Annotated in this window: 29 protein-coding genes; 21 read left to right on the top strand and 8 right to left on the bottom strand. The window is 44.9% G+C overall.

Going from position 1 to position 23,982, the window contains the following annotated elements; genetic code table 11:
• Positions 1–112 precede the first annotated feature (112 nt).
• From ACOGW3_RS17310 to ACOGW3_RS17295, 4 genes are all read left to right on the top strand, one after another.
• Entirely contained in the window at positions 113–2,485 is a 2,373-nt protein-coding gene (locus ACOGW3_RS17310) for a penicillin acylase family protein (RefSeq protein WP_419904151.1), read from the top strand.
• A gap of 46 nt (positions 2,486–2,531) precedes the next feature.
• The gene (locus ACOGW3_RS17305) at positions 2,532–3,752 is read left to right on the top strand and encodes a threonine ammonia-lyase (protein ID WP_419904150.1); all 1,221 of its coding nucleotides are present in this window, start codon (positions 2,532–2,534) and stop codon (positions 3,750–3,752) included.
• 140 nt (positions 3,753–3,892) lie between these two features.
• Positions 3,893–4,186, top strand: a complete 294-nt coding sequence (locus ACOGW3_RS17300) for a hypothetical protein (RefSeq protein WP_419904149.1) — start codon at positions 3,893–3,895, stop codon at positions 4,184–4,186.
• A gap of 17 nt (positions 4,187–4,203) precedes the next feature.
• Positions 4,204–5,388: a trans-sulfuration enzyme family protein gene (locus ACOGW3_RS17295; RefSeq protein WP_419904148.1), complete on the top strand. Its 1,185-nt coding sequence runs from the start codon at positions 4,204–4,206 to the stop codon at positions 5,386–5,388.
• 67 nt (positions 5,389–5,455) lie between these two features.
• Here ACOGW3_RS17295 and ACOGW3_RS17290 read toward each other — a convergent pair whose 3' ends face one another.
• Positions 5,456–5,935 carry a flavin reductase family protein gene (locus tag ACOGW3_RS17290; RefSeq protein WP_419904147.1) on the bottom strand — a complete coding sequence of 160 codons (480 nt, stop codon included), beginning with the start codon at positions 5,933–5,935 and terminating at the stop codon, positions 5,456–5,458.
• 279 nt (positions 5,936–6,214) lie between these two features.
• Between ACOGW3_RS17290 and ACOGW3_RS17285 the strand changes: the two genes are divergently transcribed.
• The 4 genes from ACOGW3_RS17285 (at position 6,215) to ACOGW3_RS17270 (ending at position 8,578) form a co-directional block, all read left to right on the top strand.
• Positions 6,215–7,132: a DMT family transporter gene (locus ACOGW3_RS17285; protein ID WP_419904146.1), complete on the top strand. Its 918-nt coding sequence runs from the start codon at positions 6,215–6,217 to the stop codon at positions 7,130–7,132.
• 123 nt (positions 7,133–7,255) lie between these two features.
• Positions 7,256–7,705 carry a motility-associated protein gene (locus ACOGW3_RS17280; protein WP_419904145.1) on the top strand — a complete coding sequence of 150 codons (450 nt, stop codon included), beginning with the start codon at positions 7,256–7,258 and terminating at the stop codon, positions 7,703–7,705.
• A gap of 15 nt (positions 7,706–7,720) precedes the next feature.
• Positions 7,721–8,119 carry a MotA/TolQ/ExbB proton channel family protein gene (locus tag ACOGW3_RS17275; RefSeq protein WP_419904144.1) on the top strand — a complete coding sequence of 133 codons (399 nt, stop codon included), beginning with the start codon at positions 7,721–7,723 and terminating at the stop codon, positions 8,117–8,119.
• An 84-nt stretch (positions 8,120–8,203) separates the two neighbouring features.
• The gene (locus tag ACOGW3_RS17270; protein WP_419904143.1) at positions 8,204–8,578 is read left to right on the top strand and encodes a flagellar motor protein MotB; all 375 of its coding nucleotides are present in this window, start codon (positions 8,204–8,206) and stop codon (positions 8,576–8,578) included.
• A 6-nt stretch (positions 8,579–8,584) separates the two neighbouring features.
• On the opposite strand, the gene ACOGW3_RS17265 is transcribed toward ACOGW3_RS17270, so the two are convergent.
• Complete coding sequence (locus tag ACOGW3_RS17265) at positions 8,585–9,760, bottom strand: ISL3 family transposase (protein WP_419902857.1); 1,176 nt, start codon at positions 9,758–9,760, stop codon at positions 8,585–8,587.
• 107 nt (positions 9,761–9,867) lie between these two features.
• Between ACOGW3_RS17265 and tnpA (ACOGW3_RS17260) the strand changes: the two genes are divergently transcribed.
• The 8 genes from tnpA (ACOGW3_RS17260) (at position 9,868) to ACOGW3_RS17225 (ending at position 17,166) form a co-directional block, all read left to right on the top strand.
• On the top strand, positions 9,868–10,302 hold the full coding sequence (gene tnpA / locus ACOGW3_RS17260; RefSeq protein WP_419901154.1) for an IS200/IS605 family transposase: 435 nt from the start codon (positions 9,868–9,870) through the stop codon (positions 10,300–10,302).
• Between the two features lie 121 nt (positions 10,303–10,423).
• On the top strand, positions 10,424–11,149 hold the full coding sequence (locus ACOGW3_RS17255; RefSeq protein WP_419904142.1) for an OmpA family protein: 726 nt from the start codon (positions 10,424–10,426) through the stop codon (positions 11,147–11,149).
• A 40-nt stretch (positions 11,150–11,189) separates the two neighbouring features.
• Positions 11,190–11,672 carry an RDD family protein gene (locus tag ACOGW3_RS17250; RefSeq protein ID WP_419904141.1) on the top strand — a complete coding sequence of 161 codons (483 nt, stop codon included), beginning with the start codon at positions 11,190–11,192 and terminating at the stop codon, positions 11,670–11,672.
• Positions 11,673–11,793: 121 nt separating this feature from the next.
• Complete coding sequence (locus ACOGW3_RS17245) at positions 11,794–12,603, top strand: phosphatase PAP2 family protein (protein ID WP_419904140.1); 810 nt, start codon at positions 11,794–11,796, stop codon at positions 12,601–12,603.
• A 116-nt stretch (positions 12,604–12,719) separates the two neighbouring features.
• Entirely contained in the window at positions 12,720–13,439 is a 720-nt protein-coding gene (locus ACOGW3_RS17240) for an arginyltransferase (RefSeq protein ID WP_419904139.1), read from the top strand.
• Between the two features lie 355 nt (positions 13,440–13,794).
• On the top strand, positions 13,795–14,889 hold the full coding sequence (locus tag ACOGW3_RS17235; RefSeq protein ID WP_419903972.1) for a TRAP transporter substrate-binding protein: 1,095 nt from the start codon (positions 13,795–13,797) through the stop codon (positions 14,887–14,889).
• A 101-nt stretch (positions 14,890–14,990) separates the two neighbouring features.
• Entirely contained in the window at positions 14,991–15,533 is a 543-nt protein-coding gene (locus ACOGW3_RS17230) for a TRAP transporter small permease subunit (protein ID WP_419903971.1), read from the top strand.
• Position 15,534: 1 nt separating this feature from the next.
• Positions 15,535–17,166, top strand: a complete 1,632-nt coding sequence (locus tag ACOGW3_RS17225) for a TRAP transporter large permease (RefSeq protein ID WP_419904138.1) — start codon at positions 15,535–15,537, stop codon at positions 17,164–17,166.
• A 305-nt stretch (positions 17,167–17,471) separates the two neighbouring features.
• Here ACOGW3_RS17225 and tnpA (ACOGW3_RS17220) read toward each other — a convergent pair whose 3' ends face one another.
• A complete protein-coding gene (gene tnpA, locus ACOGW3_RS17220) occupies positions 17,472–17,906 on the bottom strand; it encodes an IS200/IS605 family transposase (RefSeq protein WP_419901154.1) in 435 nt (144 codons plus the stop codon).
• 167 nt (positions 17,907–18,073) lie between these two features.
• On the opposite strand from tnpA (ACOGW3_RS17220), the gene ACOGW3_RS17215 reads away from it, so the two are divergent.
• On the top strand, positions 18,074–18,448 hold the full coding sequence (locus ACOGW3_RS17215; RefSeq protein WP_419904137.1) for a MarR family winged helix-turn-helix transcriptional regulator: 375 nt from the start codon (positions 18,074–18,076) through the stop codon (positions 18,446–18,448).
• Here ACOGW3_RS17215 and tnpC read toward each other — a convergent pair.
• Genes tnpC through ACOGW3_RS17195 form a run of 4 tightly spaced genes read right to left on the bottom strand, consistent with a single transcriptional unit; the run spans position 18,435 to position 20,739 of the window.
• Entirely contained in the window at positions 18,435–19,205 is a 771-nt protein-coding gene (gene tnpC, locus ACOGW3_RS17210; RefSeq protein ID WP_419904136.1) for an IS66 family transposase, read from the bottom strand. The two genes, ACOGW3_RS17215 and tnpC, sit on opposite strands and share 14 nt — an antisense overlap.
• Entirely contained in the window at positions 19,087–19,983 is an 897-nt protein-coding gene (locus ACOGW3_RS17205; protein ID WP_419904135.1) for a transposase, read from the bottom strand. The genes tnpC and ACOGW3_RS17205 overlap by 119 nt, the downstream gene beginning before the upstream one ends.
• Positions 19,984–20,038: 55 nt before the next feature.
• Positions 20,039–20,401, bottom strand: a complete 363-nt coding sequence (gene tnpB, locus ACOGW3_RS17200; RefSeq protein WP_419901111.1) for an IS66 family insertion sequence element accessory protein TnpB — start codon at positions 20,399–20,401, stop codon at positions 20,039–20,041.
• Positions 20,401–20,739: a hypothetical protein gene (locus ACOGW3_RS17195; RefSeq protein WP_419901112.1), complete on the bottom strand. Its 339-nt coding sequence runs from the start codon at positions 20,737–20,739 to the stop codon at positions 20,401–20,403. Before ACOGW3_RS17195 ends, tnpB begins: the two co-directional genes overlap by 1 nt.
• A gap of 57 nt (positions 20,740–20,796) precedes the next feature.
• On the opposite strand from ACOGW3_RS17195, the gene ACOGW3_RS17190 reads away from it, so the two are divergent.
• Both ACOGW3_RS17190 and ACOGW3_RS17185 read left to right on the top strand, forming a co-directional pair.
• The gene (locus tag ACOGW3_RS17190; protein ID WP_419904134.1) at positions 20,797–21,342 is read left to right on the top strand and encodes a GNAT family N-acetyltransferase; all 546 of its coding nucleotides are present in this window, start codon (positions 20,797–20,799) and stop codon (positions 21,340–21,342) included.
• Between the two features lie 55 nt (positions 21,343–21,397).
• Positions 21,398–22,270 (top strand): benzoate/H(+) symporter BenE family transporter, encoded by an 873-nt coding sequence (locus ACOGW3_RS17185; RefSeq protein ID WP_419904133.1) that lies wholly within the window; start codon positions 21,398–21,400, stop codon positions 22,268–22,270.
• On the opposite strand, the gene ACOGW3_RS17180 is transcribed toward ACOGW3_RS17185, so the two are convergent.
• Positions 22,224–22,358: a hypothetical protein gene (locus ACOGW3_RS17180; protein ID WP_419904132.1), complete on the bottom strand. Its 135-nt coding sequence runs from the start codon at positions 22,356–22,358 to the stop codon at positions 22,224–22,226. The genes ACOGW3_RS17185 and ACOGW3_RS17180 overlap by 47 nt on opposite strands.
• Here ACOGW3_RS17180 and ACOGW3_RS17175 point away from each other — a divergent pair.
• Together ACOGW3_RS17175 and ACOGW3_RS17170 are read left to right on the top strand one after the other, a co-directional pair.
• Positions 22,345–23,577 (top strand): ISL3 family transposase, encoded by a 1,233-nt coding sequence (locus tag ACOGW3_RS17175; RefSeq protein ID WP_419901077.1) that lies wholly within the window; start codon positions 22,345–22,347, stop codon positions 23,575–23,577. The genes ACOGW3_RS17180 and ACOGW3_RS17175 overlap by 14 nt on opposite strands.
• The gene (locus tag ACOGW3_RS17170) at positions 23,553–23,981 is read left to right on the top strand and encodes a benzoate/H(+) symporter BenE family transporter (protein WP_419905945.1); all 429 of its coding nucleotides are present in this window, start codon (positions 23,553–23,555) and stop codon (positions 23,979–23,981) included. Before ACOGW3_RS17175 ends, ACOGW3_RS17170 begins: the two co-directional genes overlap by 25 nt.
• Position 23,982 lies beyond the last annotated feature (1 nt).

Here is a 23,982-nt window from a genome sequence, read left to right as displayed (position 1 = left end):
GTTTAAGGGTAATTTGTGTTGCTGAATTTCATAAATGAAGCGACATAATAAGGAACATATGAGAAGGTTCAATCACCTTCTTCCAATCTATTCATTTATAAATCGTATTTTCATGAACCGAATTGCAAAAATAACCATAAAAATCCTCTCCCTTTTACTTGTCCTGATCTTGTTTGTGGGTACTGGAGGCTATGTTTGGCTGAGATCTTCTCTGCCTCAACTTGATGGTCAGGTTCAACTCGCAGGATTGGAAGCTACGACTGAAATATTAAGGTCAGAATCTGGTCTGGTCACGATTAAAGCGGAAAATGAAAGCGACGCTTACAGGGCACTAGGTTTTGCTCATGCCCAAGATCGCTTGTGGCAGATGGATTTTATGCGACGGGCTGGATCCGGTCGCCTATCTGAAGTCAGCGGTAAAGCTACTTTGGGCATCGATCGTTTTATGCGGACACTTGGTCTCAAAAACCTTGCTGATGCTAATTATGAACTTCTGCCAACCGAAACAAAAAGAGTATTTGAGGCCTACAGCAAGGGGGTCAACGATTATCTCAATACTCATACAGGTACACTATCCCCTGAATTTCATATCTTGAACTATGTCCCTGAACCTTGGTTGCCTGATGATTCTCTGTTGTGGGGACGGTTAATGGCACTTCAGTTGTCTGATAATTTCAACAAAGAATTGCTGCGGCAAAGATTGTTAAATAACATACCATTAGAGGATATTGATAATCTATGGCCTCAAGACAAAAACGATCCGTTTATCGTTTCAAACAACGATGATTTTGTATCTCCCCATATCAAAGCATCCTCTGGCCCGCACCCTCTTCCTTGGCCCCTGGCACCTAAAGATGCTTCCAATGCCTGGGTTTTATCGGGTGATAAAACGACGACTGGCGGGCCAATTCTGGCTAACGACCCTCATCTTGCATTGGATGCGCCAGGCCCTTGGTATCTGGTTCGTATCGAAACACCTGATTATACTTGGGCAGGGGCGACTTCTCCCGGTGTACCTCTGATTGTTCTCGGCCATAATAGTCATATTGCGTGGGGATTTACGACAACCCACAGTGATACGCAGGATCTGTTTATTGAAAAGATTAACCCTGAAAATCCCGAGCAGTATCTTACGCCACAGGGCTATAGAGAATTTGAGACACATACTGAGATCATTCGGGTTAAAGATGCTCCGGACGAAGAAATTGTCATCCGAAAAAGCAACCATGGTCCGCTAATTTCATCTGTAATCGGCCGCCAAGAAACAACCAGTGATTTGCATAAACTGTCCCTTGGATGGGCTGCTCTAAAAAAGGACGATCTTACTGCCCAAGCTATGTTCGAGGTTAACAGGGCCAACAACTGGGAGGACTTTGAAAGTGCCGTTAGGAACTTTCACTCTCCCCAGCAAACCCTATTGATGGCGGATATGAAGGGTAACATAGCACTGGCAGCCTCAGGACGTATTCCTGTTCGGAAGTTCGGAGATGGAAGGCAACCTGTTCCGGGGTGGACAGGGTTACATGATTGGCAAAGCTTTATTGCTGCTGAAGAATTGCCCAAAAGTATTAATCCGGAAAATGGTAAACTCGTTTCTGCTAATAACAGGCTGGTTGGTCCCGACTATCCTTATCTGATAACGAAAGATTGGCCAAACTCTTATCGCGCGAGAAGAATACATCAGCTTATTGATAATAAAGATAAATTATCAGTAGAAGATAATATTGAAATCCAGCAGGATACATTGTCTTTGGCGGCGTTAGAATTCCTCCCCCTGCTGCTCCAAACCAAAACGAATAATGCTGCTGCTGAAAAGTTGCTTAATCTTCTCAGTCAGTGGGATGGGAAAATGGATCGTAAGTCTATCGAGCCTGTTCTTTTCCACAGTTGGCTCTATTGGCTTAATAGGGCAGCGTTTGGTGGCCTTCCCAGTGATGCTGCATCTTTTCAGTCTCCGAACATTCTTCGTCTCAAGGCATTAATCGCGAAGGATCCTGAAAATTGGTGCAAGTATGGGGAAAGACTCGTAATTGAAGGGAACTGTGTCGCACAGATGACAGAAAGCCTGAACAGGGTGATTTCTAATTCAAATGACTTAAGTGTTATTCCAAATTGGGGAGAATTGCATAAAGCTCACTTTGAGCATCCGATATTTGATAAGATTCCTCTTTTAAATCAACTCTTAAAGCTTGAGATATCATCATCAGGAGGAAACGATACTATCAACCGTGGAACGCCATCTTTGAGGAAAGGTGACAAGTTACTGTTTCCGAACTTCCATGGGCCTTCATATCGGGCAGTTTATGACTTGACCAATCTCAACAATTCCCGCTTTCTGTTAGCAACCGGACAGTCGGGGAACCCTCTATCAAGATTTTATGGAAACTTCCTGTCAAATTGGCGTGACGGAAAATATATAAAGCTTGATAACAACACCTCTCTGGCGGCCAAACATCGTTTGGTTCTATCCCGGAAAACAAAATAAATGAACAACAATAACCAAATAAAAAAAGACAAATAGGATTGATAGGGTGACAATAACAATTGAAGATATCCGCAAAGCAGCGGGTGAAATCAAAGGGGATGTCGTTAGAACACCTTTTGTTCATGCAAAACGCTTATCTAAAATTCTTGGCTGCGAACTCTATTTAAAGTTGGAAAGTCAGCAATTCAGCGGTTCCTTTAAAGACCGTGGCGCTCTTTACAGGATCAAAAACCTGACAGAAGAGCAAAAAGCCAAAGGCGTAATTGCCATGTCAGCGGGCAATCACGCTCAAGGTGTTGCTTTACATGCCCAACGTTTAGTAATTGCTGCCACGATCGTAATGCCGGAAACGGCCCCTTTTAGTAAGATTGAACGCACGCGTGCCTTAGGTGCCAAAGTAATCCTTTCAGGCGAAACTCTGGATGATTCTCGTAAGGTCGTGGATGAAATGGTTGCCAAAGACGGCCTCACTTTTGTGCATCCGTACGACGATGAATATGTCATTGCAGGTCAAGGTACAATTGGCTTGGAAATGCTGGAAGAACAACCTGACCTTGACGCTATTATTGTGCCTATTGGTGGTGGCGGTATTCTATCAGGCATTTCCCTTGCCGCCGAAGCGATCAATCCTAAGATAAAATTATATGGTGTCGAGGCCAACCTCTTCCCCTCAATGTCTCAGACGCTAAAGCATCAACCTGCGACTTCTGGCGGCTCTACAATGGCCGATGGTATTGCGGTAAAAGAGCCGGGAAAAATTACCAGGGAAATTATCGACAAACTTGTTGATGAAATATTCTTGGTTGATGAAAGTCAGATAGAAACGGCAATCCTTACCTTGGTTGAAGAACAAAAGGTGGTTTCAGAAGGAGCTGGTGCAACGGGTGTTGCTGCGATCTTGAATAATCCTGACAAGTTTAAGGGCAAGAAAATTGCGACGGTAATCTGTGGCGGTAATATTGATGCCCGTATGCTTTCCGGGTTGCTGATGCGTGGTTTGATGCGTGATGGCCGTCTTGTTCGTCTACGTACTGAAATGGTTGATCAACCGGGCCTTTTGGCAAAAATTTCTAACATTATTGGAAAGTCCCGCGGCAACATCATTGATGTGATGCACCAACGGCATTTTTATGATGTGCCGGCAAAAATGGTCGAGATCGATTTTATTATTGAAACCCGTGACAGTGACCATGTCAGTGAAATCATTGAAAAGCTCGAAGAAGGTGGCATCAATAGCCGTGTACTTTCCAGCCGTTCTTGTGATTAATATTAATATTTAAATGCTTATGGGGAGAGTTTGACGCTCTCCCTTAGCTTATTCCAACGTAATAATACTTCATCAGTTTACTGTCAGCTAAATAGCCTAAAGGGATCTTTCTATAGATTTATTTTTAGGAAAGATCACCTATGCGACACTACCTGATTGATTTCCTCCTTATTACAACGCTTGTCTTTACCATCAATATAAAATCAGTGCTTTCAGCGGAACCAGATATAAGACAGATAAGATGTATCGACGTTGAAGACGAGGTTGATCTGGCAAACTTTGCATTTTGGCTGGATGGTTTTATCTCTGGATTGGGTGAAAGACCCTTCGCCGAACCAGATCACATTGAACTTCTGATAGAACAAACCCTTAAAACTTGTAATGAATTTCCGAACGAGGCAGTGTTTGAGATCGTTAAAAGGTTAAAACAATAAATAGCGAGAACACCTTAATGTCAGAAAACCAGTCCGGTAAGTCTCATCGTTCCAATCGTCTATCCTTTGCTACCCGTACGATCCATGCAGGACAGCATCCTGATCCTTCAACAGGTGCTATCATGCAACCAATATACGCAACTTCAACCTATGTTCAGGATGGGTTGGGTGCAAACAAAGGTTACATGTATAGTCGTACGGAAAACCCCACTCGCCAAGCTTATGAACGCTGTATTGCAGATTTAGAAGGTGGAACGCTTGGATTGGCATTTGCTTCGGGGCTTGCGGCAATTAGTACGACACTCGATTTGCTGGAAAGTGGATCCCACGTCATTGCCATGCACGATCTTTATGGGGGAACACATCGGTTGTTTAAGGATGTTCGCCCCCGGTCTGCCGGGTTGGATATTGAATTTGTCGATCTAACCAAGCTTGAAGCCTTTGACAAAGCCATCCGCCCCGAGACAAAATTGATCTGGATTGAAACGCCGACCAACCCTCTTCTCCAGCTGGTTGATCTCGAAGCTATTGCCAGGATCGCCAAGTCCAAGGGAATAATCACCTGTGTCGACAATACCTTTTGTTCGCCGTGGGTTCAGCGCCCCCTCGAGCTGGGCATAGATATGGTGATGCATTCCGCAACCAAGTACCTCAACGGCCACTCTGATATCATTGGTGGCATACTTGTGGTGGGAGAAAATCAGGAACTTTGTGAACGCATTAAGTATTTGCAAAACGCAGTTGGTGCCATTCAGGGCCCGTTTGATTCATTTCTCGCCTTACGTGGCCTGAAAACCCTGGCATTACGAATGGAGCGTCATTGCTCAAACGCGTTGGCCATCGCCAAATTTCTTCAAGAGCAAGAGAGCATTGATGATGTTTGGTATCCTGGATTACCCAGTCACCCTCAGCACGAGCTATACAAAAGGCAAATGAAAGCTGGTGGAGGTATCGTGACTTTTACGGTTAAGGGAGGTCTTGAGCAAACTAAGCGTCTATTGGAACGGGTAGAGATATTTGCTCTTGCGGTAAGTCTTGGCGGGGTCGAAAGCCTTATCGAACACCCTGCAAGCATGACGCATGCGGCAGTACCCGCAGAACACAGAGACGCGATCGGGATTAAAGATAACCTGGTTAGGCTATCTGTGGGGGTGGAAGATGTTGATGATCTGATTAACGATTTGCGTTCAGCATTAATTTAAAAAGAAAACAATTCGTCTTTGTTTGTAAAGGGGCCAGGTGCCCCTTTATTAATTTCTTTGGTTGCGATTACTCTATATGAACGCCCCGGTACATACCGCGGAAATAAAGTAAGGGATCACCCTCTTCTTTCAGTTGAATGTCTTCAACCTTACCGATGACAATAATATGGTCTCCCGCATCGTGCTGGGCGTACATCGAGCAATCCAAATTTGCAAGACAGTCTTCAAGTACCGGTACGCCTGTGACCAGGGTCTTTGTCTTGACCCCATCCCATCGCTCTTCTGAAAAGGCAAAACGGTTCGAAATGTCTTTTTGCACATCCGTTAGGACGTTGATGGCAAATCCTTCGCTTTCCTGAAATGCAGGAAGGCAGTTGGACCGCTTATCAATACAAAAGAGAACCAGCGGGGGATTTAGAGATACAGATGAAAAAGAATTCGCCGTTAAACCGTGCGGAATTCCTTTCTTATCGCGTGTAGTTACAATGGTGACACCCGTTGCAAAACTACCGAGTACTTTTCTGAACTCGTCAGAGTTAAAAGCCATTACCAGCACTATTCCCAAGATATCATTGTTGTTTACCAACAACCTTTTATTGGCACACTAGATAAAGAAGATAAAAAAACAACACAATAATTTTTTGCTCTTTGTTTTATAGCATTTTTTGCTAAAAATATCCTGAAAACGACCTAAAATTTACAGCTAATTTTGTTAATCCCGCCAAAAATTCTCCTAAAAGAAACTATCCTTGTTCTTCTTCTTCAAAGTGGATAAGAGCAATCTTGTGCGTCAGATCTATTTTTTGTTACTGTTAGGATTAAATTCATGTCACGGGTGCAAGCTAATTTACTATTGCTTATTGCCGCAGGTATTTGGGGATCAACGTTTGTTATCCAGCAAGTATCAATGGATTTGGTTGGACCTATGACCTTTACTGCCGGGCGATTTTTCCTTGGGTTTCTTATTGTTGCGCCACTGGCAATTCGGGAATGGAATAAACAAAAACTTGCTTCTGGAAATTTAAAACGGCGTCCACTTACAAACAATGATCTGTTGTTAATGCTGTTAATCGGTGTCGTGCTTTTCACTGGTACGATCATTCAGCAAATCGGTATTATTCATACAAGTGTCACCAACGCTGGTTTTTTGACCGCCTTATATGTTCCGTTGGTTCCTTTGCTCGGGATCATCATATTTCGAAAAAAACCGCATTGGGGCGTATGGATTGCAATAGCCCTATCATTTGCAGGGACGACCTTGATAAGTGGAGTAGATACTTCGCTTGAGCTTGGATATGGGGACGCCTTGGTCCTTACATCTTCTTTTTTCTGGGGATTACATGTCCTTCTTGTCGGGGTAATAGCGGCCAAGACTTCAATGCCTCTAACTTTGGCTGCAATACAATTTGCAATCGTTACTGTGATCGCAACTATCTGGGCATTTATGAGCGAAACAATAACCCTGGATATCTTGCTATCTGCCTTCTGGTACATGGCCTACGCAGGATTTATCTCTGTTGGCATTGCATTTACTCTACAAGTCGTTGGGCAATCCCATACTCAACCAGCAGATGCCGCCTTAATCCTGAGCTTAGAGACTGTTTTTGCTGCGATTGCCGGAGTTATCTTTTTAAATGAACGAATTGGTGACACCGAGATGATTGGTTGTGCAATGATACTTAGCGCGATTTTAATGGTGGAAGTTTTACCAATGATTTTAAGAAAACGTCGTCGCATGAGTTGATCATTTAGCAACAATATAAAATTCAAGGTTTATTTAACCTGTTTATTCAGATAATTACGACTTGTTAACCTTATTCGCTGATTATGCCAAAGTAGGATTTTTAACAGGAAACGAAATTAAGTCATGACAGTTATTTTAGGCCTCGTTGTTGTTATTGCTTCCGTTATTGGCGGCTATATGGCTGCTGGAGGGCATGTTGGCATACTCTGGCAGCCTTATGAGTTCGTAATCATTCTTGGTGCGGGTATTGGAGCAACAATTTGCGCCAATTCAATGGTCTCCCTAAAAAAACTCGGTGGTTCCGTTGGCAAGATGATTAAAGGTCCTAGTTACAAAAAAGAAGATTTCCTCGAAGTCCTTTGCCTGCAATACCAAATTTTTAAACTTGCAAAAACCAAGGGTATGCTGGCCCTGGAAGCGCATGTCGAAAACCCTGAAGAATCAGCTCTGTTTTCTCAATTCCCCAAGTTTCATGGTGATCACCATGCGGTTTCTTTTGTCTGTGATTATTTACGGATGATGAGCCTTGGTGCCGATGTTCCTCACGAAGTTGAAGCCTTGATGGATCAGTAACTGGAAGTTCACCATATGGAAGAACATAACGTCGAAGCCGCCCTTGGGGGGCTTGGTGAAGGCCTGCCTGCTCTTGGTATTGTTGCTGCGGTTCTTGGGGTGATCCACACGATGGGTTCTATTAGCGAGCCACCAGAAATTCTTGGTAAGCTTATTGGTGCAGCTTTGGTGGGAACATTTTTTGGTATTTTTATGTCTTATGGTGTTGTCGGTCCTATGGCATCAGCCTTTGCAAAGGTAAATGAAGAAGATGCCCGTTACTACGACTGTTTAAAAGCTGGCATCCTTGCTCATATGGCGGGAAATGCGCCTACGGTATCTGTCGAATATGCGCGTAAAACCTTGATGTCACATGTGCGACCCAGTTTCTATGAACTTGAAGAAGCTGCCAATGAATTACCTGCCCCAGGTTAATCGGTATAAGAGTCATTCAACATCATATTTAAAACATGATTATTCTTTAGTTTAGTTAAAAGTACGTGATCCTGGAAAGCCAGCATGAGTGACGAGCAACAAGGCCAAATAATAATTAAAAGGATTAAGAAGGCTGGCCATGCTGCGCATGGTGGTGCCTGGAAAGTGGCCTATGCCGACTTTGTGACTGCCATGATGGCCTTCTTTCTTCTTATGTGGTTATTGAATGCAACAACAGAAGAACAAAAAACAGGTATTGCTGATTACTTTGCCCCCTCCTCTAATATTTCAAAATCAACGAGTGGTTCTGATGGCCTTCTAGGGGGGCGCTCAATTTCTCAAAAAGGGGCCTTGGTTTCTGAATTTTCCAGTATTGGAGTTCAGATGCAACTCCCGCCTGAAGAAGAAAGTGAAGAAACAGACCCTGACGCTGAAAAAGGCACTTCTCCGCTTTGTTGAGTAGATTTAGGATTTCAAATAGAGCATAGATTGATTATCTGGAATGGATGATTGTCTAATTTTGAGTTTGAAGTATTCGGTATCCTTGATGCCTCTGGCTCGCTTACGGATCATTCCTATACTGACATTACCAGCCTCTATCCTGGCGCTTGTGAGCTTGTGTTTGGCGTAGTTGCAGATGCCCACACAATGTTTCCGTAGGGATTTCGCGAACTTTTTTAGATAGAGCATCTGTGACTGATCTGCTATCAGGCACCAACGTTCCAGTTGCTCCGCCATCGCCTCAAATGAAGCGGCACTCCACAGCAGCTGAAGCTGTTCTTTCAAGACGTAAAGTGCATTCAGGTTGCTATTGCTCTCCAGCAACCTTTGCAGCTTGTCACTTTGTTTTTCACTCAACTTATCCGCATTTTTGAGCAACAGATAATGTGTCCCTTTCATCAACTCTTTACCACTTGGATCGGCCTTTCTGAACTCAAGTCGACGCTGATTATGGATAGCTTTGCTGTAGTTTTTCATGACGTGGAAACGGTCAAATACTATGTCGGCCAACGGCAAGGACTCTCTGACAGCCTTTTGGTAGGCAGGCCCCATATCCATCGCTACGGCCTTTATTTTGCAGGCTGTATCTGGTTGCAGTTGTTTCAAAAACCTTGAAAAAACCTCGGCAGTTCGGCCTGCTTCAACCCAGATCAGATGACCGCCAACCATATCGTAGACCACCGTCATGTAGTCATGACCTTTCGCCCGGGCAACTTCATCTACACCAATATATTCCAAGCCAGTTAGCTCTGCAGGATCAAGCGTAGGGAGAGTTTCAATAAGGTATGCCCTGTCGATATTCTTGACCGTTTCCCATCGTATATCCAAATGTCTGGAAACCGCTTGAATAGACATATGCCGACATAATCCACTGATCAGTCGGCAAAATCGGTGAGTGAAACGGCACCCTTTATCAACAAAATCACACCCCTCAATGCGGCGTTCGCCCTTGTTAATATAAACCTGCGCCAGCTCAATCTCGACCACACAAGGATACCCAAAAAGGGGGATGTCGTTTACTTGTCGGCGGACATGCTGGTTGATGCTTCCCTTCTGGCCTGTAGCAGGGTCTATAGCCCTCCTACGCGCGTCTCGGCTGCAGTGAATGACAATCTTAACACCGCCGTCATCCAGTTTAATTTAATCCGGTAAACCCCCGGCTATGCCGGGGGACTCTCAATGGTTTGACCGTTCCCACGGTCTTACATTTCTTTGTTTATTGACCAAAATAACAAAGGAATTAGCCGATGAGAGATTACAAAAGCCTTGCACATACGAGATGGGATTGTAAATACCACGTGGTTTTCATCCCTAAACGCAGGCAAAAAGTTATCTATGGCAACCTACGTCAGTATCTTGGTGAAATTTTCCATGAACTGGCCGGGCATCGCGAAAGTAAGATTGAGGAGGGCCATTTGATGCCGGATCACATTCACATGTGTATCAGCATACCGCCCAAACATGCTGTTTCAAAAGTCGTTGGATACCTAAAAGGAAAAAGCGCGATTGCCATAGCTCGAAAATTCAAAAATAAAGCACGGAATTTCAAGGGTGAAAATTTTTGGGCCCGTGGATATTTCGTCTCAACTGTAGGGCTCGATGAACAGATGGTGAGGGAGTATATCAGAACGCAAGAAGAGCGTGATAAGTACTTTGACCAAATGGATATATTCAATCCATAACCGCTTTAGCGGTTCCCAATTTGCCCCTTTAAGGGGCTCACCCGCTTAAGCCCCCGGCTTTGCCGGGGGTCATTTAACTTCATTTACACGTTGCCCTTTGAGGCCTAAAATATGCTGCGAGATGTTGATTGTCATATACCTGCTCTATGTAAAGTTATCAGAAACCATACATATCAACAGGTTACTTGGCGGTCGGCATCTTTTTCTACTCAACAAAGCGGAGAAGAGCCCTGAAAAAGACCCCTTAAAGGGTGAAGGTAAGGCAGACGAAGAGCAGCTTGAAGAGTTTCGCCGTGAACAGGAACAAAAACAGTTTGAAGAAACAGCCATTGCATTAAAAACAGCGATTGCTGCTAACCCTGATTTAGCTGGATTAGAAGAAAACCTTCTCATAGATAAAACACCGGACGGATTGCGTATCCAGTTGGTGGATCAACACGGCACTTCCATGTTTCCTTCCGGGAACTCAAATATGATGGCGCATACCGAAAAACTTTTGGCTTTGGTGGCTGATGCAATCGGTGACATTGACCAAAAGATTGCGATTAAAGGTCATACAGACGCGACACCTTACAGTACCGCGAATGGTTACAGTAACTGGGAACTCTCTGCTGAACGTGCAAATGCTAGTCGCCGCGCATTGATCAGTGCAGGTTTTAAACCTGATCGTGTTGCTTCTGTAGAAGGCCTAGCGGCAACTGAACCATATGATAAGGAAAATCCGACATCTGAAGTTAATAGAAGAATTTCGATCATCTTATTGCAAGATGAGACGACGTTCCTTCCTAAAAAAGTAGATGACGGCAAAGCCATTAATATAGATACAATATCTTCAGAGCCACAATAAGCTAGCTTGTACTTCAAAAAAGGGTTCCTATCTTTATTCCATGACAGAATTACCTTCTTTGCGTCTAAAAAAACAGAATCCTAACATTAAGCTTGAAATCAACTCTCTTGATATAGAAGGCGTCCCTTTTAAGCGAGTGTTCGCTTATACTCTTGATCTGATTATTCTATCTTTCGTTGGCCTTGCCATCGGTTTTGCAGTTTCTGTTCTTACCTTGATTTCAATTGGGCTGCTTTCACCCCTATTTGTATTACTTTCTCTGCTGCCCTTGGCCTATCATAGCTATTTCCTTTCGCAACACGGCGCGACCCCTGGTATGAACGCGATGGGGATAAGGATGGTCACGATGGATGGTGAAAATCCAACATTAGTGCATGCGGGTATTGCGACCATCATATTTTACCTTTCAGTGCCAGCAACAAGCTTTCTAATTCTTATCGTTATGCTGTTTAATAATGAGCGGCGCACACTGCACGACCTCCTCACAAATACAATTGTTGTAAACGATCACAATACGGTTTGATTTGGTATTTACTAAACAAGCTATTGTCAGTCATATTTCTGCCTTACCTCTTCAATAAAAACTCAAATACATTTTCGTCTGGTCTTCTGCGGTTATTCTCGCTAAGAACAAACGATATTTTTTGACGATCAAAATAAAAGAAATCGGTAACATGCAGCGTGATTTAATTGGAACACAATGGCAGCTTAAAAAGCTGACCCTCTCATTTGGCCTGGCAATCATTATCGGCTTATCCTACATCTGGACACCGACAAGTGATCTTTGGGGTGAGATCAGTGAAAAATTCTTCTTTGCTGTAAATGCCTCTCTTCTTTGGGGAGAGCCTTGGCAAGTTTTTTGGGCTGCTGTAAATACGCCTGTTTTTGATAAACTTAACGGCCTAATCATGGCGATCCCATGTATATGGTACGTAGCGACCGATCGCAGCCGGCCTCTTTCCTTAAGGCTTTCCCATATGGTTGTCATGGGTATCGCGATTGTCGTCGGCGTGTATTTTGCCAAGCATGCCTTCAGATCATATGAATCTCTCAGTCCATCACTTGTACTCACCCCTTTCAACGATCTGACCCTACTTGTACCCTGGTTAGAAGCAAAAGTTAGTGCCGATGATAGTTTTCCAGGCAACCATGCTGTTGTGGCTGGTATTTATGGGTTTTTCTTTTACTTTGCAATTGGCAGAAAATACTTCTGGCTAGCATTACCTATTGCATTGTTGGGTGGAACTGCGCGAGCTGTGGCGGGTGCTCATTGGCTTTCCGATCTACTGGTTGGCGGCGCTATACATATACTGCCAATTCTTGCATTGGCTTTTGCAACCCCGGCTATCCGTCAGATGCAGTCCATTCTGGATACCCTGGCTGACGTCCTTGTCTTGAATTTACCAGAATTTATGACTTCGCCTTTCGTCAAAGTAGCTCGTAAAATAAGCTAAATAAGTATATGGGCTTGCAGGAATCTTAATTAATGCAAGCCCATCTGGGATGATATATTTCGCTTAACCATCCTTAATCTATAATAGTAATTTTAGTAACATTGCGACTGAAGTTTATGGTGTATTTAAAGCCACAGCTGTTTTTCACCACTCCTCCTTCCCCCTGTCCCTACAAAGAAGGAGAAGAAGAACGTAAACTTGTTACTGAAATTTCACACGATGAAGCGATACTTCAATACGATCTAATGATTAAGTCTGGGTTCAGGCGTAGTCACACCTATCTCTACCGCCCCCAATATAATCGCCCTGATTACTGTTTATCTGTTCGGGTACGCGTTAAAGACTTTTCCATGAGAAAATCTCAAAGGCGTGTTTGGAATAAAAACAATGATCTAACAGCAAGCGTCTATAATGCCGTGGCTACTGAAGAGCAATATCAACTCTTCAAACCATATGTTGAGGGGCGCCATGGTGACGGGGACATGAGCGATATGAGCTGGTTTGATTACAAGGATATGGTTGATAGCAGCCCAGTTGATACCGAAATTATTGAATTTCGAACGCCTCAGAACGAGCTTGTCGCCGCTTGTATTGTCGATTGGGTTCATGGTGGCGTATCCGCTGTTTATAGCTTTTTTGATGTAATGCACTCTGATCGGGGACTTGGCAGCTATATGATATTGTGGCTGATCGATCAGGCACGAACTAAAAAGCTTGATTACGTTTACCTAGGATATTGGATCAAAGAATCTTCCAAAATGTCTTATAAATCAAAGTATAAACCCATCGAGGGTTTAGTAGATGGTGTTTGGGAAGATATAAGCCAGGATATGTAGATAATGGTGTTTAAATAATCAAAAAACCTGTCGAAAATCAATTTAAACAAGCTATTTATAGTTTATGCCTTTGGTGGGGATTACCTCCACAATACTCCTAGCAACATTGATTATTGTATTTACCCAGATGTCGTAATTGGAAATGCTCAATCGCTTTCACCTAAAATTAAATTATTTAATATTGCAAATTTACTCACTCCACTCTGCATTTTTAAATAGGTATTATTTTTTAGGGTTTTGTTGCACGAGCGAACGAACTTGCTTAGTCTCACTAGGACTTCTTCGTCGATAAATCCAAAAAATCAAAAAACGATATAACAATAATCAACTATATCAATACAGGGAGACAATTCTTATGAATCGTAGAAAGTTTCTAACGGGTACAGCCACGGCTGTTGCCGCGGGTGCGGCGTCAGCTACTCTAAGCGCCCCAGCGATTGCACAAGGCAAACGTGATCTTAAAATGGTGACCACCTGGCCTAAAAACTTCCCAGGTCTGGGTACTGGTGCTCAGCGCGTAGCTGATCGCATCACCGAGGCCAGTGGCGGCAAACTTAACGTTAAGCTTTACGCTGCGGGTGAACTGGTTCCACCTTTCGAATCATTTGATGCCGTATCAAACGGTACTGCCGACATGTACCACGCTGCCGAATACTACTGGCAGGGCAAACACAAGGCGTTCAACTTCTTCACAGCTGTTCCTTTCGGCTTCACAGCCAACGAACTCGACGCATGGGTTCACTACGGCGGCGGCCAGGAGCTTTGGGACAAACTCTCTGCTCAGTACAACCTGAAATCCTTCATGGCGGGTAACACCGGCGTGCAGATGGGTGGTTGGTACAACAAAGAAATCAACACACTGGAAGATTTCAAAGGTCTGAAAATCCGTATGCCAGGTCTTGGTGGTGAAGTGCTGCGTCGTATTGGTGCAGCTGCTGTTACCCTGCCGGGCGGTGAGATCTTCCCATCACTCGAATCAGGTGCAATCGATGCGACTGAGTGGGTTGGTCCCTGGAACGATCTGGCGTTTGGTTTCTACAAAGTCACAAAATACTACTACCAGCCAGGTTTCCATGAGCCAGGTTCAGGCCTTGCTTGTGGCATGAACAAAGACGTTTGGGAAAGCTTCTCTCCGGATGAGCAGGCTCTGGTTCAGTCCGCTTGTGCTGCAGAAAACAACATGATGCTTTCCGAGTACAACGCCAAAAACGGTGACTCCCTCGACGTTCTGCTCAACAAGCACAACGTTGAACTGCGCTCTTTCTCTCAAGACATCATGGATGCTCTTGGGGCGAAATCGGAAGAAGTTGTTGCTGAAGTTGGTCAGACTGACGACATTTCCAAGGAAATCTACAACAGCTACACCGATTTCCGTCGCAAGGTTGCCCGTTGGACCACGCTTTCAGAGTCCGACTACACAGCCGCACGTGGTGCAGCGCTTAAAATCTAATCATTACCTCCGTAGTGATTTAAATGCGAAAGGGGCTGGCTCTGTGCTAGCCTCTTTTCGTAACATATAATCAATAATAACTAATCGATAGGGAGACTACTGTGGCAGGGTTTCTTTCCCTCGCAAAAGCCATCGATAGTCTGAATAATAAAATAGGGCACAGCGTAGCCTGGCTCGCCCTCTTTATGGTTCTGGTTCAGTTCGTCGTGGTTCTGTTGCGATATGTTTTTGGCATTGGTTCCATCTTCATGCAGGAATCAATTATCTATATGCATGGTTTCCTCTTTATGCTTGGCGCAGGCTATACCTTGCTCCACGGCGGTCACGTTCGCGTTGATATCTTCTATGGTGCGGCCAGTGAAAGAAAGCAGGCCATCGTTGATTTCTTTGGCGTGATTTTCCTACTGTTCCCCGTGTTAACTCTCATTATGATTTACGCTCTACCCTATGTGGCGAGCTCCTGGGAGATCTTGGAATCTTCCAAGGAAACCAGCGGTATTCCCGCGGTTTACATTCTCAAAAGCTCAATCATCGTCTTTTGTGTCCTAATGGGAATTCAAGGGCTTTCCATGGCCATTCATTCACTTGCCATTATCAAGGGCATCGAACACAAGGCCGCCGACGACGGTCCGGGGGCAATCTAAAATGCATTTAGCTGAAACTCTTGACCTCCTCATGTTTGGGGCGGCCTGCCTGTTTTTGATGGCTGGCTTTCCTGTCGCTTTCACCCTCGCCGGTGTTGCGATCGTCTTTGCCCTGATTGGCTATAACCTCGGGGTGTTTGATCTCTCTTTCTTTGGCGCGCTGCCTTCTCGTATCTACGGCAACGCCATGACCAACGAAATCCTGATCGCGGTGCCGCTGTTTGTCTTTATGGGCGTGATGCTCGAGAAATCAAAAGTCGCGGAGGAACTTCTCGATACCATGGGCCAGTTGTTTGGCTCCGTCCGGGGCGGCCTTGGTATCTCTGTGACCATCGTGGGCGCCCTGCTCGCGGCCTCAACGGGTATTGTCGGTGCAACTGTTGTTACCATGGGCCTGCTTTCGCTCCCAACCATGCTGCGTCGCGGTTACGACCCATCCCTGGCTTGTGGGTCGATCTGTGCATCTGGAACCCTCGGACAGATTATTCCGCCGTCTATCGTGCTGGTTATTCTGGGAGACCAGATCTCCAACGCCTATTCCGATGCCCAGCGGGCAATTGGCAACTGGTCTCCGGACCCGGTATCGGTTGGTGATCTTTTTGCCGGGGCCCTTATTCCCGGCCTGATGCTGGTGTTTATGTACATGGGCTATCAGCTCCTGGTCGCCATCATCAAACCGGAAAGCTCCCCGCCGATCCCACGCGACGAAGGTCAGACAAGTACCGGTGATTTTATCAGTAAAATCCTGCACGCTCTTGTGCCACCCGTTGCGTTGATCGTCTCCGTTCTGGGATCAATCCTGACCGGGATCGCTACGCCGACAGAAGCAGCTGCGGTTGGCGCCATTGGTTCCTTGTTACTTGCGGGCATGCGTACGCAAGAGCTGGGCATGTTGGAAAAATCCGATCGCAAGTCTCCATTCGATTTTATGGATTTTGGCAGCCGTCGTCCGACCATCGTCGCCACGCTCTGCCTATTGTTCATGCTGGTTCTGATTTCGTTCTTTGATCTCAGGGTATCCAGAAACGAAATTCCAACGGTTGATATGATTGCCATTGGTGCAGCTGTGATCGCCTCTATCGGTCTGACCTGGGGCATCCTGGTTTCTCTCGGACGGGTTTGGCGCACCGATATTCTGCGCCCGATCATGCGGTCAACCATGGAAATCTCCTCCATGGTGTTTGTGATCCTGATCGGCGCTTCGGTGTTCTCTCTGGTTTTCCGGGGGCTTGGCGGTGATGAAATGGTTGAAGAGTTCCTGCTCAATATGCCGGGCGGAAATACGGGCGCATTGATCACCGTGATGCTGGTGATGTTTGTCCTCGGCTTCTTCCTCGACTTTATCGAGATCACCTTTGTGGTGGTGCCGATTGTGGCGCCGATCCTCTTAATGAGTGATATCAGCCCGGTGTGGCTCGGTGTGATGATGGCGATGAACCTGCAGACCTCGTTCCTGACCCCTCCTTTTGGTTTTGCCCTGTTCTACTTACGCGGGGTCGCGCCAAAGGAAGTGACCACTATGCAGATCTACAAAGGGGTTATTCCCTTTGTGTTTATTCAGATCATCGCGCTGTGTATCCTTGCGCTGTTCCCTGAACTCGCAACATGGCTGCCGAAAGTTATCTTTGGATAGCAGGGTAACACTGTAGTCGGGGTGACCTGCCTCTCATATAAAAGCCGTCGGGGATAACCGCCCGACGGCTTTTTTATATCTAAAAAAACATTGTTAATTTTAAATTGTATTATGTAATTATTTCGATATGGTTGTATAATGCAACTATATCGAAATAGGAGGTTTAACTAATGTCAGACAATGCTCAAGAGTTCATAAATGACATACGTAAAGCCTCACGAAATTTAGTTAAATGACCCCCGGCAAAGCCGGGGGCTTAAGCGGGTGAGCCCCTTAAAGGGGCAAATTGGGAACCGCTAAAGCGGTTATGGATTGAATATATCCATTTGGTCAAAGTACTTATCACGCTCTTCTTGCGTTCTGATATACTCCCTCACCATCTGTTCATCGAGCCCTACAGTTGAGACGAAATATCCACGGGCCCAAAAATTTTCACCCTTGAAATTCCGTGCTTTATTTTTGAATTTTCGAGCTATGGCAATCGCGCTTTTTCCTTTTAGGTATCCAACGACTTTTGAAACAGCATGTTTGGGCGGTATGCTGATACACATGTGAATGTGATCCGGCATCAAATGGCCCTCCTCAATCTTACTTTCGCGATGCCCGGCCAGTTCATGGAAAATTTCACCAAGATACTGACGTAGGTTGCCATAGATAACTTTTTGCCTGCGTTTAGGGATGAAAACCACGTGGTATTTACAATCCCATCTCGTATGTGCAAGGCTTTTGTAATCTCTCATCGGCTAATTCCTTTGTTATTTTGGTCAATAAACAAAGAAATGTAAGACCGTGGGAACGGTCAAACCATTGAGAGTCCCCCGGCATAGCCGGGGGTTTACCGGATTAAATTAGAGAGTTTGGTCTATTAAATAAAACCCTGGCAGGTACAGATCTTTCAGCATCATTTGTGCATGCACTGATAGACATCGGGAATGCCGGAAGCCTTACTGCCAAAGAATTATCTGAAAATTTATTACTCGAAAAATCGACAATAAGTCGGTTGGTAAGAAAACTAATCTCTCGTGGTGAGATCATTGAAACAACGTCTCTAAAAGACAGCCGTCAAAAAGATCTTAAACTGACTATCCAAGGTCAAAAAACGATGGAAGAAGTTTCAAAATTTGCAGAAATTCAGGTTAAAAATGCTATTTCACCCTTACGAAATTCTACGAAACGAGATGTACTAAACGGACTGGAGACTTACAGCGAAGCATTAAAGAAAAGTCGTCTATATGGCGATTTTAATGTGAGCGTGACGTTAACCGCACCTATTTTTGCATGATGTAAGGTGTTACGTTGTTTCTGTTGACGTTCCAGGGCAGCAGAGCTTCAAAGTCTTCGACGGTTTTTGCTTTAGGTAATTGGGTAAAAATGTGTCGAAGATATGAATATGGCTCGATCCCGTTAGCCTTGGCGGTCTCGACGATAGAGTAAAGATTTGCACTGGCCTTGGCACCATTTTGGGATTTTGAGAACAGCCAATTTTTCCTTCCTATTACAAACGGCTTAATTACGCGCTCCATTTCATTGTTATCAATTGGCAAGCGGCCATCATCAAGGTAGCGAATGAGCCGAGGCCACTGCTTATCAATGTAGTGCAAAGCCTTGCCAAGTAACGATGTCGGCGGCACCGACGATTTGACCTTGGTAATCCACTCTCTCAAGTCTTTAAGGATTGGTTTGGCCTTTTCCTTGCGTAATAGCCGACGTTCGTTATCGCTCATGTTTTTTGCGAGCTTTTCAATGCGGTACAAAGCTCTGATGGCCTCCATGGCATGATCGGCAAGGCCGGGTTTTCGCCTTTTGGACTTCTTCCGTGCCTTGATGACATCATTGAACTTACGCCGGGCGTGAGCCATGCATCCGACGCCGATGATTGTGCTGTCGGATGTCACATTCAGATAGACCTGATATCCATCACTAACAAGATACCCAGTGTAACCTTCCAACAATCGCCTTGCCACATCCTCCGCCCTGGAGGGATCGTAGTGGAACAGGATCACTGGCTGGTCCGGAGGGCCTCCTTTTTGCCCCCACATGTAGGATTTGCTTTGAGGTTTTTTCCCAGGTTCTTTCAAGAACCTGAACGCCAGTCTCATCCATGGCAATGATATCGTAGTTTAGGAGATGGTCGGTAAACAGATTAATCAGGGGCTGAACAAGATCACCACATTTGATCACCCACCGCGAGAGTAATGTACGGTTAAACTCCACACCGGAGCGGTTCAGAACAGGTACCATACGATAGAGAGGCAGGCCATCCACATACTTTCCCGTTACCACATAAGCAAGAAGTCCAGCAGAAGCGATGCTTTTGGGGATGGGCTGTGGTGGCAAGGGCGCGATTGTTACGCCTTCTTCGCATGATTTACAGGCGTATTTGAAACGCACATGCTGAAGAACCTGCATTTTAGCCGGAATTATATCCAATTGTTCGGTGACTTCTTCCCCAATTCTGGCCATAAGACCACATCCGCAAGCGCAAATCTTTTCTTCTTCGGGGATATCGTGTTCAATCCGCACACGGGGCAAGTCTTTTGACAAAGAGCGGCGTCCACCCCTTTTACGGGTATGAGCTGGAACTTTGATCTCTTTATCATCGTCTTCTGCCCCTGTGTCGTCCTCAGCCGCTTCCTCTGCTTCATCAAACAAGAGACCTTGCTCTTGCGGGGATGTCTTCTCACTGGAAGCGGCAAACTGCTGATGACGCAATAATCTGTTTTGCTCTTCAAGAATATCAATACGCGCATGAAGACCACCTATTAAAATACGTGATTCTTCAAGGCTTTCAGGGAAAGAAATGGGCGCTTTTGACATAGCCGAAGTATACCAAATTTATACTCTTCAAAACAGTATAAAGTGCTGTAAATATTTAATATATCTCCGAATAATTTACAGGCTTATGCTCTTTCACATGACGGAGGTCAACACCATCCAGCAACCAGTTCAATTGGCGACCACTGAGCTCTATACGGGCTCCTTTGCTCAAGTGTCGTGGCCAATGAAACCGATCTTTTTCAAGGCTCTTTTGCCACAAACAAAATCCGTTTTTCTCCCAGTAAAGTAACTTGACCTTGTTGCTTAGACGATTAGAAAAAACAAAGAGGTAGCCAGAGAATGGATCAAGGCTGAGGATGTCGTCAACAAGCATCGACAAACCATTTATGCCGCGACGAAAATCAACGGGATTTGCGCAAAGATAAATGACGGGCAAAGCATCTGAAGGCCGCCGCATCACAGACCTTCAAGTGCATCTACAATAGATGTTAAATCCGATGTTCTCCCCGAAACAGGCCATTTGACTTCTAGCCCGTTACGAAGGCAAACCTGACAATACAATAAGCCTGGGCCATCAGCTGAACCATTTACAATCTTGTGTAAATTTTCATCTCGACTAGAAACAACAAAAAGACCCCGCTTAACAAGCTCCCCCTTTTGATGATAAAAATCCTTCAGGTCAAGATCGTGTGCCTCGGCATAAGCTTTCATGCCCACCCCGTTTAACTCACACGAACGCGCATGCTCAAGCCAATGGAATTCTGTTCGCGATAAATCGTTCTCAATTGCTGACATTAAACGCTCCATTCAAAAGAAAAATGAAGCATAACCATTATTCATTAGCTCAAACAGATGCGGTTAACGTCACGCTCACATTTTAATGAAGACAGTATTTCGTCAGATAAATGTAAGGTGATAGAAGGATACTCGCCGGGATTAGTCGGACGTATTGTTGAAATGCATGCAACCTATTACAGCGATTTCGCAAACTTTGATGCTGTATTTGAAACAACAGTAGCAAGAGGCCTGTCTGATTTTATCCCCAGGATCAATCGCGCACAAAATTTTATATGTTATGCAGTGAATAGAAATAAAGTCGTGGGAAGTATTGCAATAGACGGGGAAGATCTTGAAGGCAACATTGCACATTTAAGGTGGTTTATTGTCGATGAAGAAGCTCGAGGCACAGGTGTCGGGAAAGAGATGTTTTTAAAGGCAATTAATTTTTGTGATGATAATGGGTTTGAGGAAATACATCTATGGACATTTAAGGGATTAGATGCAGCCCGAAAAATGTATGAAAAATTTGGCTTTGTCCTTACTGAAGAATATCTAGGTGATCAATGGGGTAAGCAAGTCTTGGAGCAAAAATTTGTACGGATTTTGCCTCCTTCTTAAATCTGGATCACGACATACCTGATTTTAAAATTTATCCATAAAAGTGATTTTCCCAATGAAAGTATTCCGAGATTTTTCCCTTCAAAGTACCTTTATGGGGGTACTTATCGCATTCGTGGGCTTTGCAAGTTCATTTGCTGTTGTGTTGCAGGGTCTTAAAGCTGTGGGTGCCACCGAAGAACAAGCCGCGACTGCCCTTATGGTTCTATCAATTTCCATGGGATTAAGTGCGGTTGTTTTGAGTCTATATACTAAAATTCCGATTAGTGTTGCTTGGTCGACACCTGGCGCAGCCTTGCTCGCGACTTCTGGAGCTGTTCCGGGTGGATTTTCTGTCGCTGTCGGTGCTTTCGTTCTTTGCGCAGGTTTATTTATTCTCTCTGGTCTTTGGAAGCCTTTGGGGCGAGCGGTAAATCTAATTCCAGCACCTTTGGCTAACGCCATGCTTGCGGGAATACTACTTGGGCTTTGTTTGGCACCTGTCAGGGCGATATCTGTTGATCCCATTCCGGCAATGATAATTGCAGTAGCATGGATCATTGGGGGGCGGATAAACCGTTTATTTGCAGTACCGTCAGCTCTCCTAGCCCTTGTATTGATCATGAGCTACACACTAGAGATCTCACAAGAGAGTTCCGAGCTTCTTTTAGATAATGTTGTGGCACCTTTTACCTTCGTGACACCAGTGTTCACGCTCTCAGGGTTTATAGGAATTGCCCTCCCCTTGTTTATCGTGACCATGGCATCACAAAATGTTCCGGGGATCGCAATTCTTCGCGCGCACGATTATGAACCCAAAACAGGTATGCTGTTTTCGGCCACGGGTATTTTTTCTGCATGTAGTGCATTTTTCGGGGGACACGCCGTTAATTTAGCTGCGATTACTGCTGCGATGTGTGCAAATGAAGGCTCTTCTCCGCTTTGTTGAGTAGAAAAAGATGCCGACCGCCAAGTAACCTGTTGATATGTATGGTTTCTGATAACTTTACATAGAGCAGGTATATGACAATCAACATCTCGCAGCATATTTTAGGCCTCAAAGGGCAACGTGTAAATGAAATTAAACTGGATGACGGCGGTGTTAAGATTGTCATTCACTGCAGCCGAGACGCGCGTAGGAGGGCTATAGACCCTGCTACAGGCCAGAAGGGAAGCATCAACCAGCATGTCCGCCGACAAGTAAACGACATCCCCCTTTTTGGGTATCCTTGTGTGGTCGAGATTGAGCTGGCGCAGGTTTATATTAACAAGGGCGAACGCCGCATTGAGGGGTGTGATTTTGTTGATAAAGGGTGCCGTTTCACTCACCGATTTTGCCGACTGATCAGTGGATTATGTCGGCATATGTCTATTCAAGCGGTTTCCAGACATTTGGATATACGATGGGAAACGGTCAAGAATATCGACAGGGCATACCTTATTGAAACTCTCCCTACGCTTGATCCTGCAGAGCTAACTGGCTTGGAATATATTGGTGTAGATGAAGTTGCCCGGGCGAAAGGTCATGACTACATGACGGTGGTCTACGATATGGTTGGCGGTCATCTGATCTGGGTTGAAGCAGGCCGAACTGCCGAGGTTTTTTCAAGGTTTTTGAAACAACTGCAACCAGATACAGCCTGCAAAATAAAGGCCGTAGCGATGGATATGGGGCCTGCCTACCAAAAGGCTGTCAGAGAGTCCTTGCCGTTGGCCGACATAGTATTTGACCGTTTCCACGTCATGAAAAACTACAGCAAAGCTATCCATAATCAGCGTCGACTTGAGTTCAGAAAGGCCGATCCAAGTGGTAAAGAGTTGATGAAAGGGACACATTATCTGTTGCTCAAAAATGCGGATAAGTTGAGTGAAAAACAAAGTGACAAGCTGCAAAGGTTGCTGGAGAGCAATAGCAACCTGAATGCACTTTACGTCTTGAAAGAACAGCTTCAGCTGCTGTGGAGTGCCGCTTCATTTGAGGCGATGGCGGAGCAACTGGAACGTTGGTGCCTGATAGCAGATCAGTCACAGATGCTCTATCTAAAAAAGTTCGCGAAATCCCTACGGAAACATTGTGTGGGCATCTGCAACTACGCCAAACACAAGCTCACAAGCGCCAGGATAGAGGCTGGTAATGTCAGTATAGGAATGATCCGTAAGCGAGCCAGAGGCATCAAGGATACCGAATACTTCAAACTCAAAATTAGACAATCATCCATTCCAGATAATCAATCTATGCTCTATTTGAAATCCTAAATCTACTCAACAAAGCGGAGAAGTGCCCAAATGAAGATGCTCATCCTGACAAAGGAAAGCGTTATTGGGCTGCTATTGTTAGTGGTATCGGCTATATATTGTTTGGATTAATCTCGGGACTGATTACTGCTTTTGTTGCGATAGCTCCGGGTGTTTTAATCGAGTCAGTTGCAGGCCTTGCCCTTATCGGTGCTTTCTCTAATTCAGCCGTCTCTGCTTTTCGAGATCAGGAAAAAAGAGAGGCTTCAGCTGTCACCTTTCTCGTTACCGCCTCTGGCGTTACCTTTTTTGGTGTTTCTGGTGCCTTTTGGGGATTATTAGCCGGCGGCATAATTTTAATCATTACTCACTTATTGGGCCTTAAAAAAGGTCTGCCTTCTGCGCATAAAACAGAATCCCAATAAG

Origin of the sequence: Kiloniella sp., assembly GCF_965205715.1 — a bacterium.
In the GTDB taxonomy this organism is placed as follows: Bacteria; Pseudomonadota; Alphaproteobacteria; order Kiloniellales; family Kiloniellaceae; genus Kiloniella.
Note: the sequence above shows the minus strand (reverse complement) of the source record. Positions and strands in the feature narration are given on the sequence as shown.

What these genes read in the sequence shown, in the direction of transcription:
- ACOGW3_RS17300 (WP_419904149.1), top strand. Translation starts at nt 3,893, where the DNA reads ATGCGACACTACCTGATTGATTTCCTCCTTATTACAACGCTTGTCTTT.
- ACOGW3_RS17180 (WP_419904132.1), bottom strand. Translation starts at nt 22,358, where the DNA reads ATGTTGATTGTCATATACCTGCTCTATGTAAAGTTATCAGAAACCATA.
- tnpA (WP_419901154.1), bottom strand. Translation starts at nt 17,906, where the DNA reads ATGAGAGATTACAAAAGCCTTGCACATACGAGATGGGATTGTAAATAC.
- ACOGW3_RS17175 (WP_419901077.1), top strand. Translation starts at nt 22,345, where the DNA reads ATGACAATCAACATCTCGCAGCATATTTTAGGCCTCAAAGGGCAACGT.
- ACOGW3_RS17235 (WP_419903972.1), top strand. Translation starts at nt 13,795, where the DNA reads ATGAATCGTAGAAAGTTTCTAACGGGTACAGCCACGGCTGTTGCCGCG.
- tnpA (WP_419901154.1), top strand. Translation starts at nt 9,868, where the DNA reads ATGAGAGATTACAAAAGCCTTGCACATACGAGATGGGATTGTAAATAC.
- ACOGW3_RS17285 (WP_419904146.1), top strand. Translation starts at nt 6,215, where the DNA reads ATGTCACGGGTGCAAGCTAATTTACTATTGCTTATTGCCGCAGGTATT.
- ACOGW3_RS17295 (WP_419904148.1), top strand. Translation starts at nt 4,204, where the DNA reads ATGTCAGAAAACCAGTCCGGTAAGTCTCATCGTTCCAATCGTCTATCC.
- ACOGW3_RS17290 (WP_419904147.1), bottom strand. Translation starts at nt 5,935, where the DNA reads ATGGCTTTTAACTCTGACGAGTTCAGAAAAGTACTCGGTAGTTTTGCA.
- ACOGW3_RS17190 (WP_419904134.1), top strand. Translation starts at nt 20,797, where the DNA reads ATGCGGTTAACGTCACGCTCACATTTTAATGAAGACAGTATTTCGTCA.
- ACOGW3_RS17195 (WP_419901112.1), bottom strand. Translation starts at nt 20,739, where the DNA reads ATGTCAGCAATTGAGAACGATTTATCGCGAACAGAATTCCATTGGCTT.
- tnpC (WP_419904136.1), bottom strand. Translation starts at nt 19,205, where the DNA reads ATGTGGGGGCAAAAAGGAGGCCCTCCGGACCAGCCAGTGATCCTGTTC.
- ACOGW3_RS17275 (WP_419904144.1), top strand. Translation starts at nt 7,721, where the DNA reads ATGGAAGAACATAACGTCGAAGCCGCCCTTGGGGGGCTTGGTGAAGGC.
- ACOGW3_RS17240 (WP_419904139.1), top strand. Translation starts at nt 12,720, where the DNA reads ATGGTGTATTTAAAGCCACAGCTGTTTTTCACCACTCCTCCTTCCCCC.
- ACOGW3_RS17205 (WP_419904135.1), bottom strand. Translation starts at nt 19,983, where the DNA reads ATGTCAAAAGCGCCCATTTCTTTCCCTGAAAGCCTTGAAGAATCACGT.
- ACOGW3_RS17225 (WP_419904138.1), top strand. Translation starts at nt 15,535, where the DNA reads ATGCATTTAGCTGAAACTCTTGACCTCCTCATGTTTGGGGCGGCCTGC.
- ACOGW3_RS17185 (WP_419904133.1), top strand. Translation starts at nt 21,398, where the DNA reads ATGAAAGTATTCCGAGATTTTTCCCTTCAAAGTACCTTTATGGGGGTA.
- ACOGW3_RS17255 (WP_419904142.1), top strand. Translation starts at nt 10,424, where the DNA reads ATGTTGATTGTCATATACCTGCTCTATGTAAAGTTATCAGAAACCATA.
- ACOGW3_RS17270 (WP_419904143.1), top strand. Translation starts at nt 8,204, where the DNA reads ATGAGTGACGAGCAACAAGGCCAAATAATAATTAAAAGGATTAAGAAG.
- ACOGW3_RS17310 (WP_419904151.1), top strand. Translation starts at nt 113, where the DNA reads ATGAACCGAATTGCAAAAATAACCATAAAAATCCTCTCCCTTTTACTT.
- ACOGW3_RS17250 (WP_419904141.1), top strand. Translation starts at nt 11,190, where the DNA reads ATGACAGAATTACCTTCTTTGCGTCTAAAAAAACAGAATCCTAACATT.
- tnpB (WP_419901111.1), bottom strand. Translation starts at nt 20,401, where the DNA reads ATGCGGCGGCCTTCAGATGCTTTGCCCGTCATTTATCTTTGCGCAAAT.
- ACOGW3_RS17280 (WP_419904145.1), top strand. Translation starts at nt 7,256, where the DNA reads ATGACAGTTATTTTAGGCCTCGTTGTTGTTATTGCTTCCGTTATTGGC.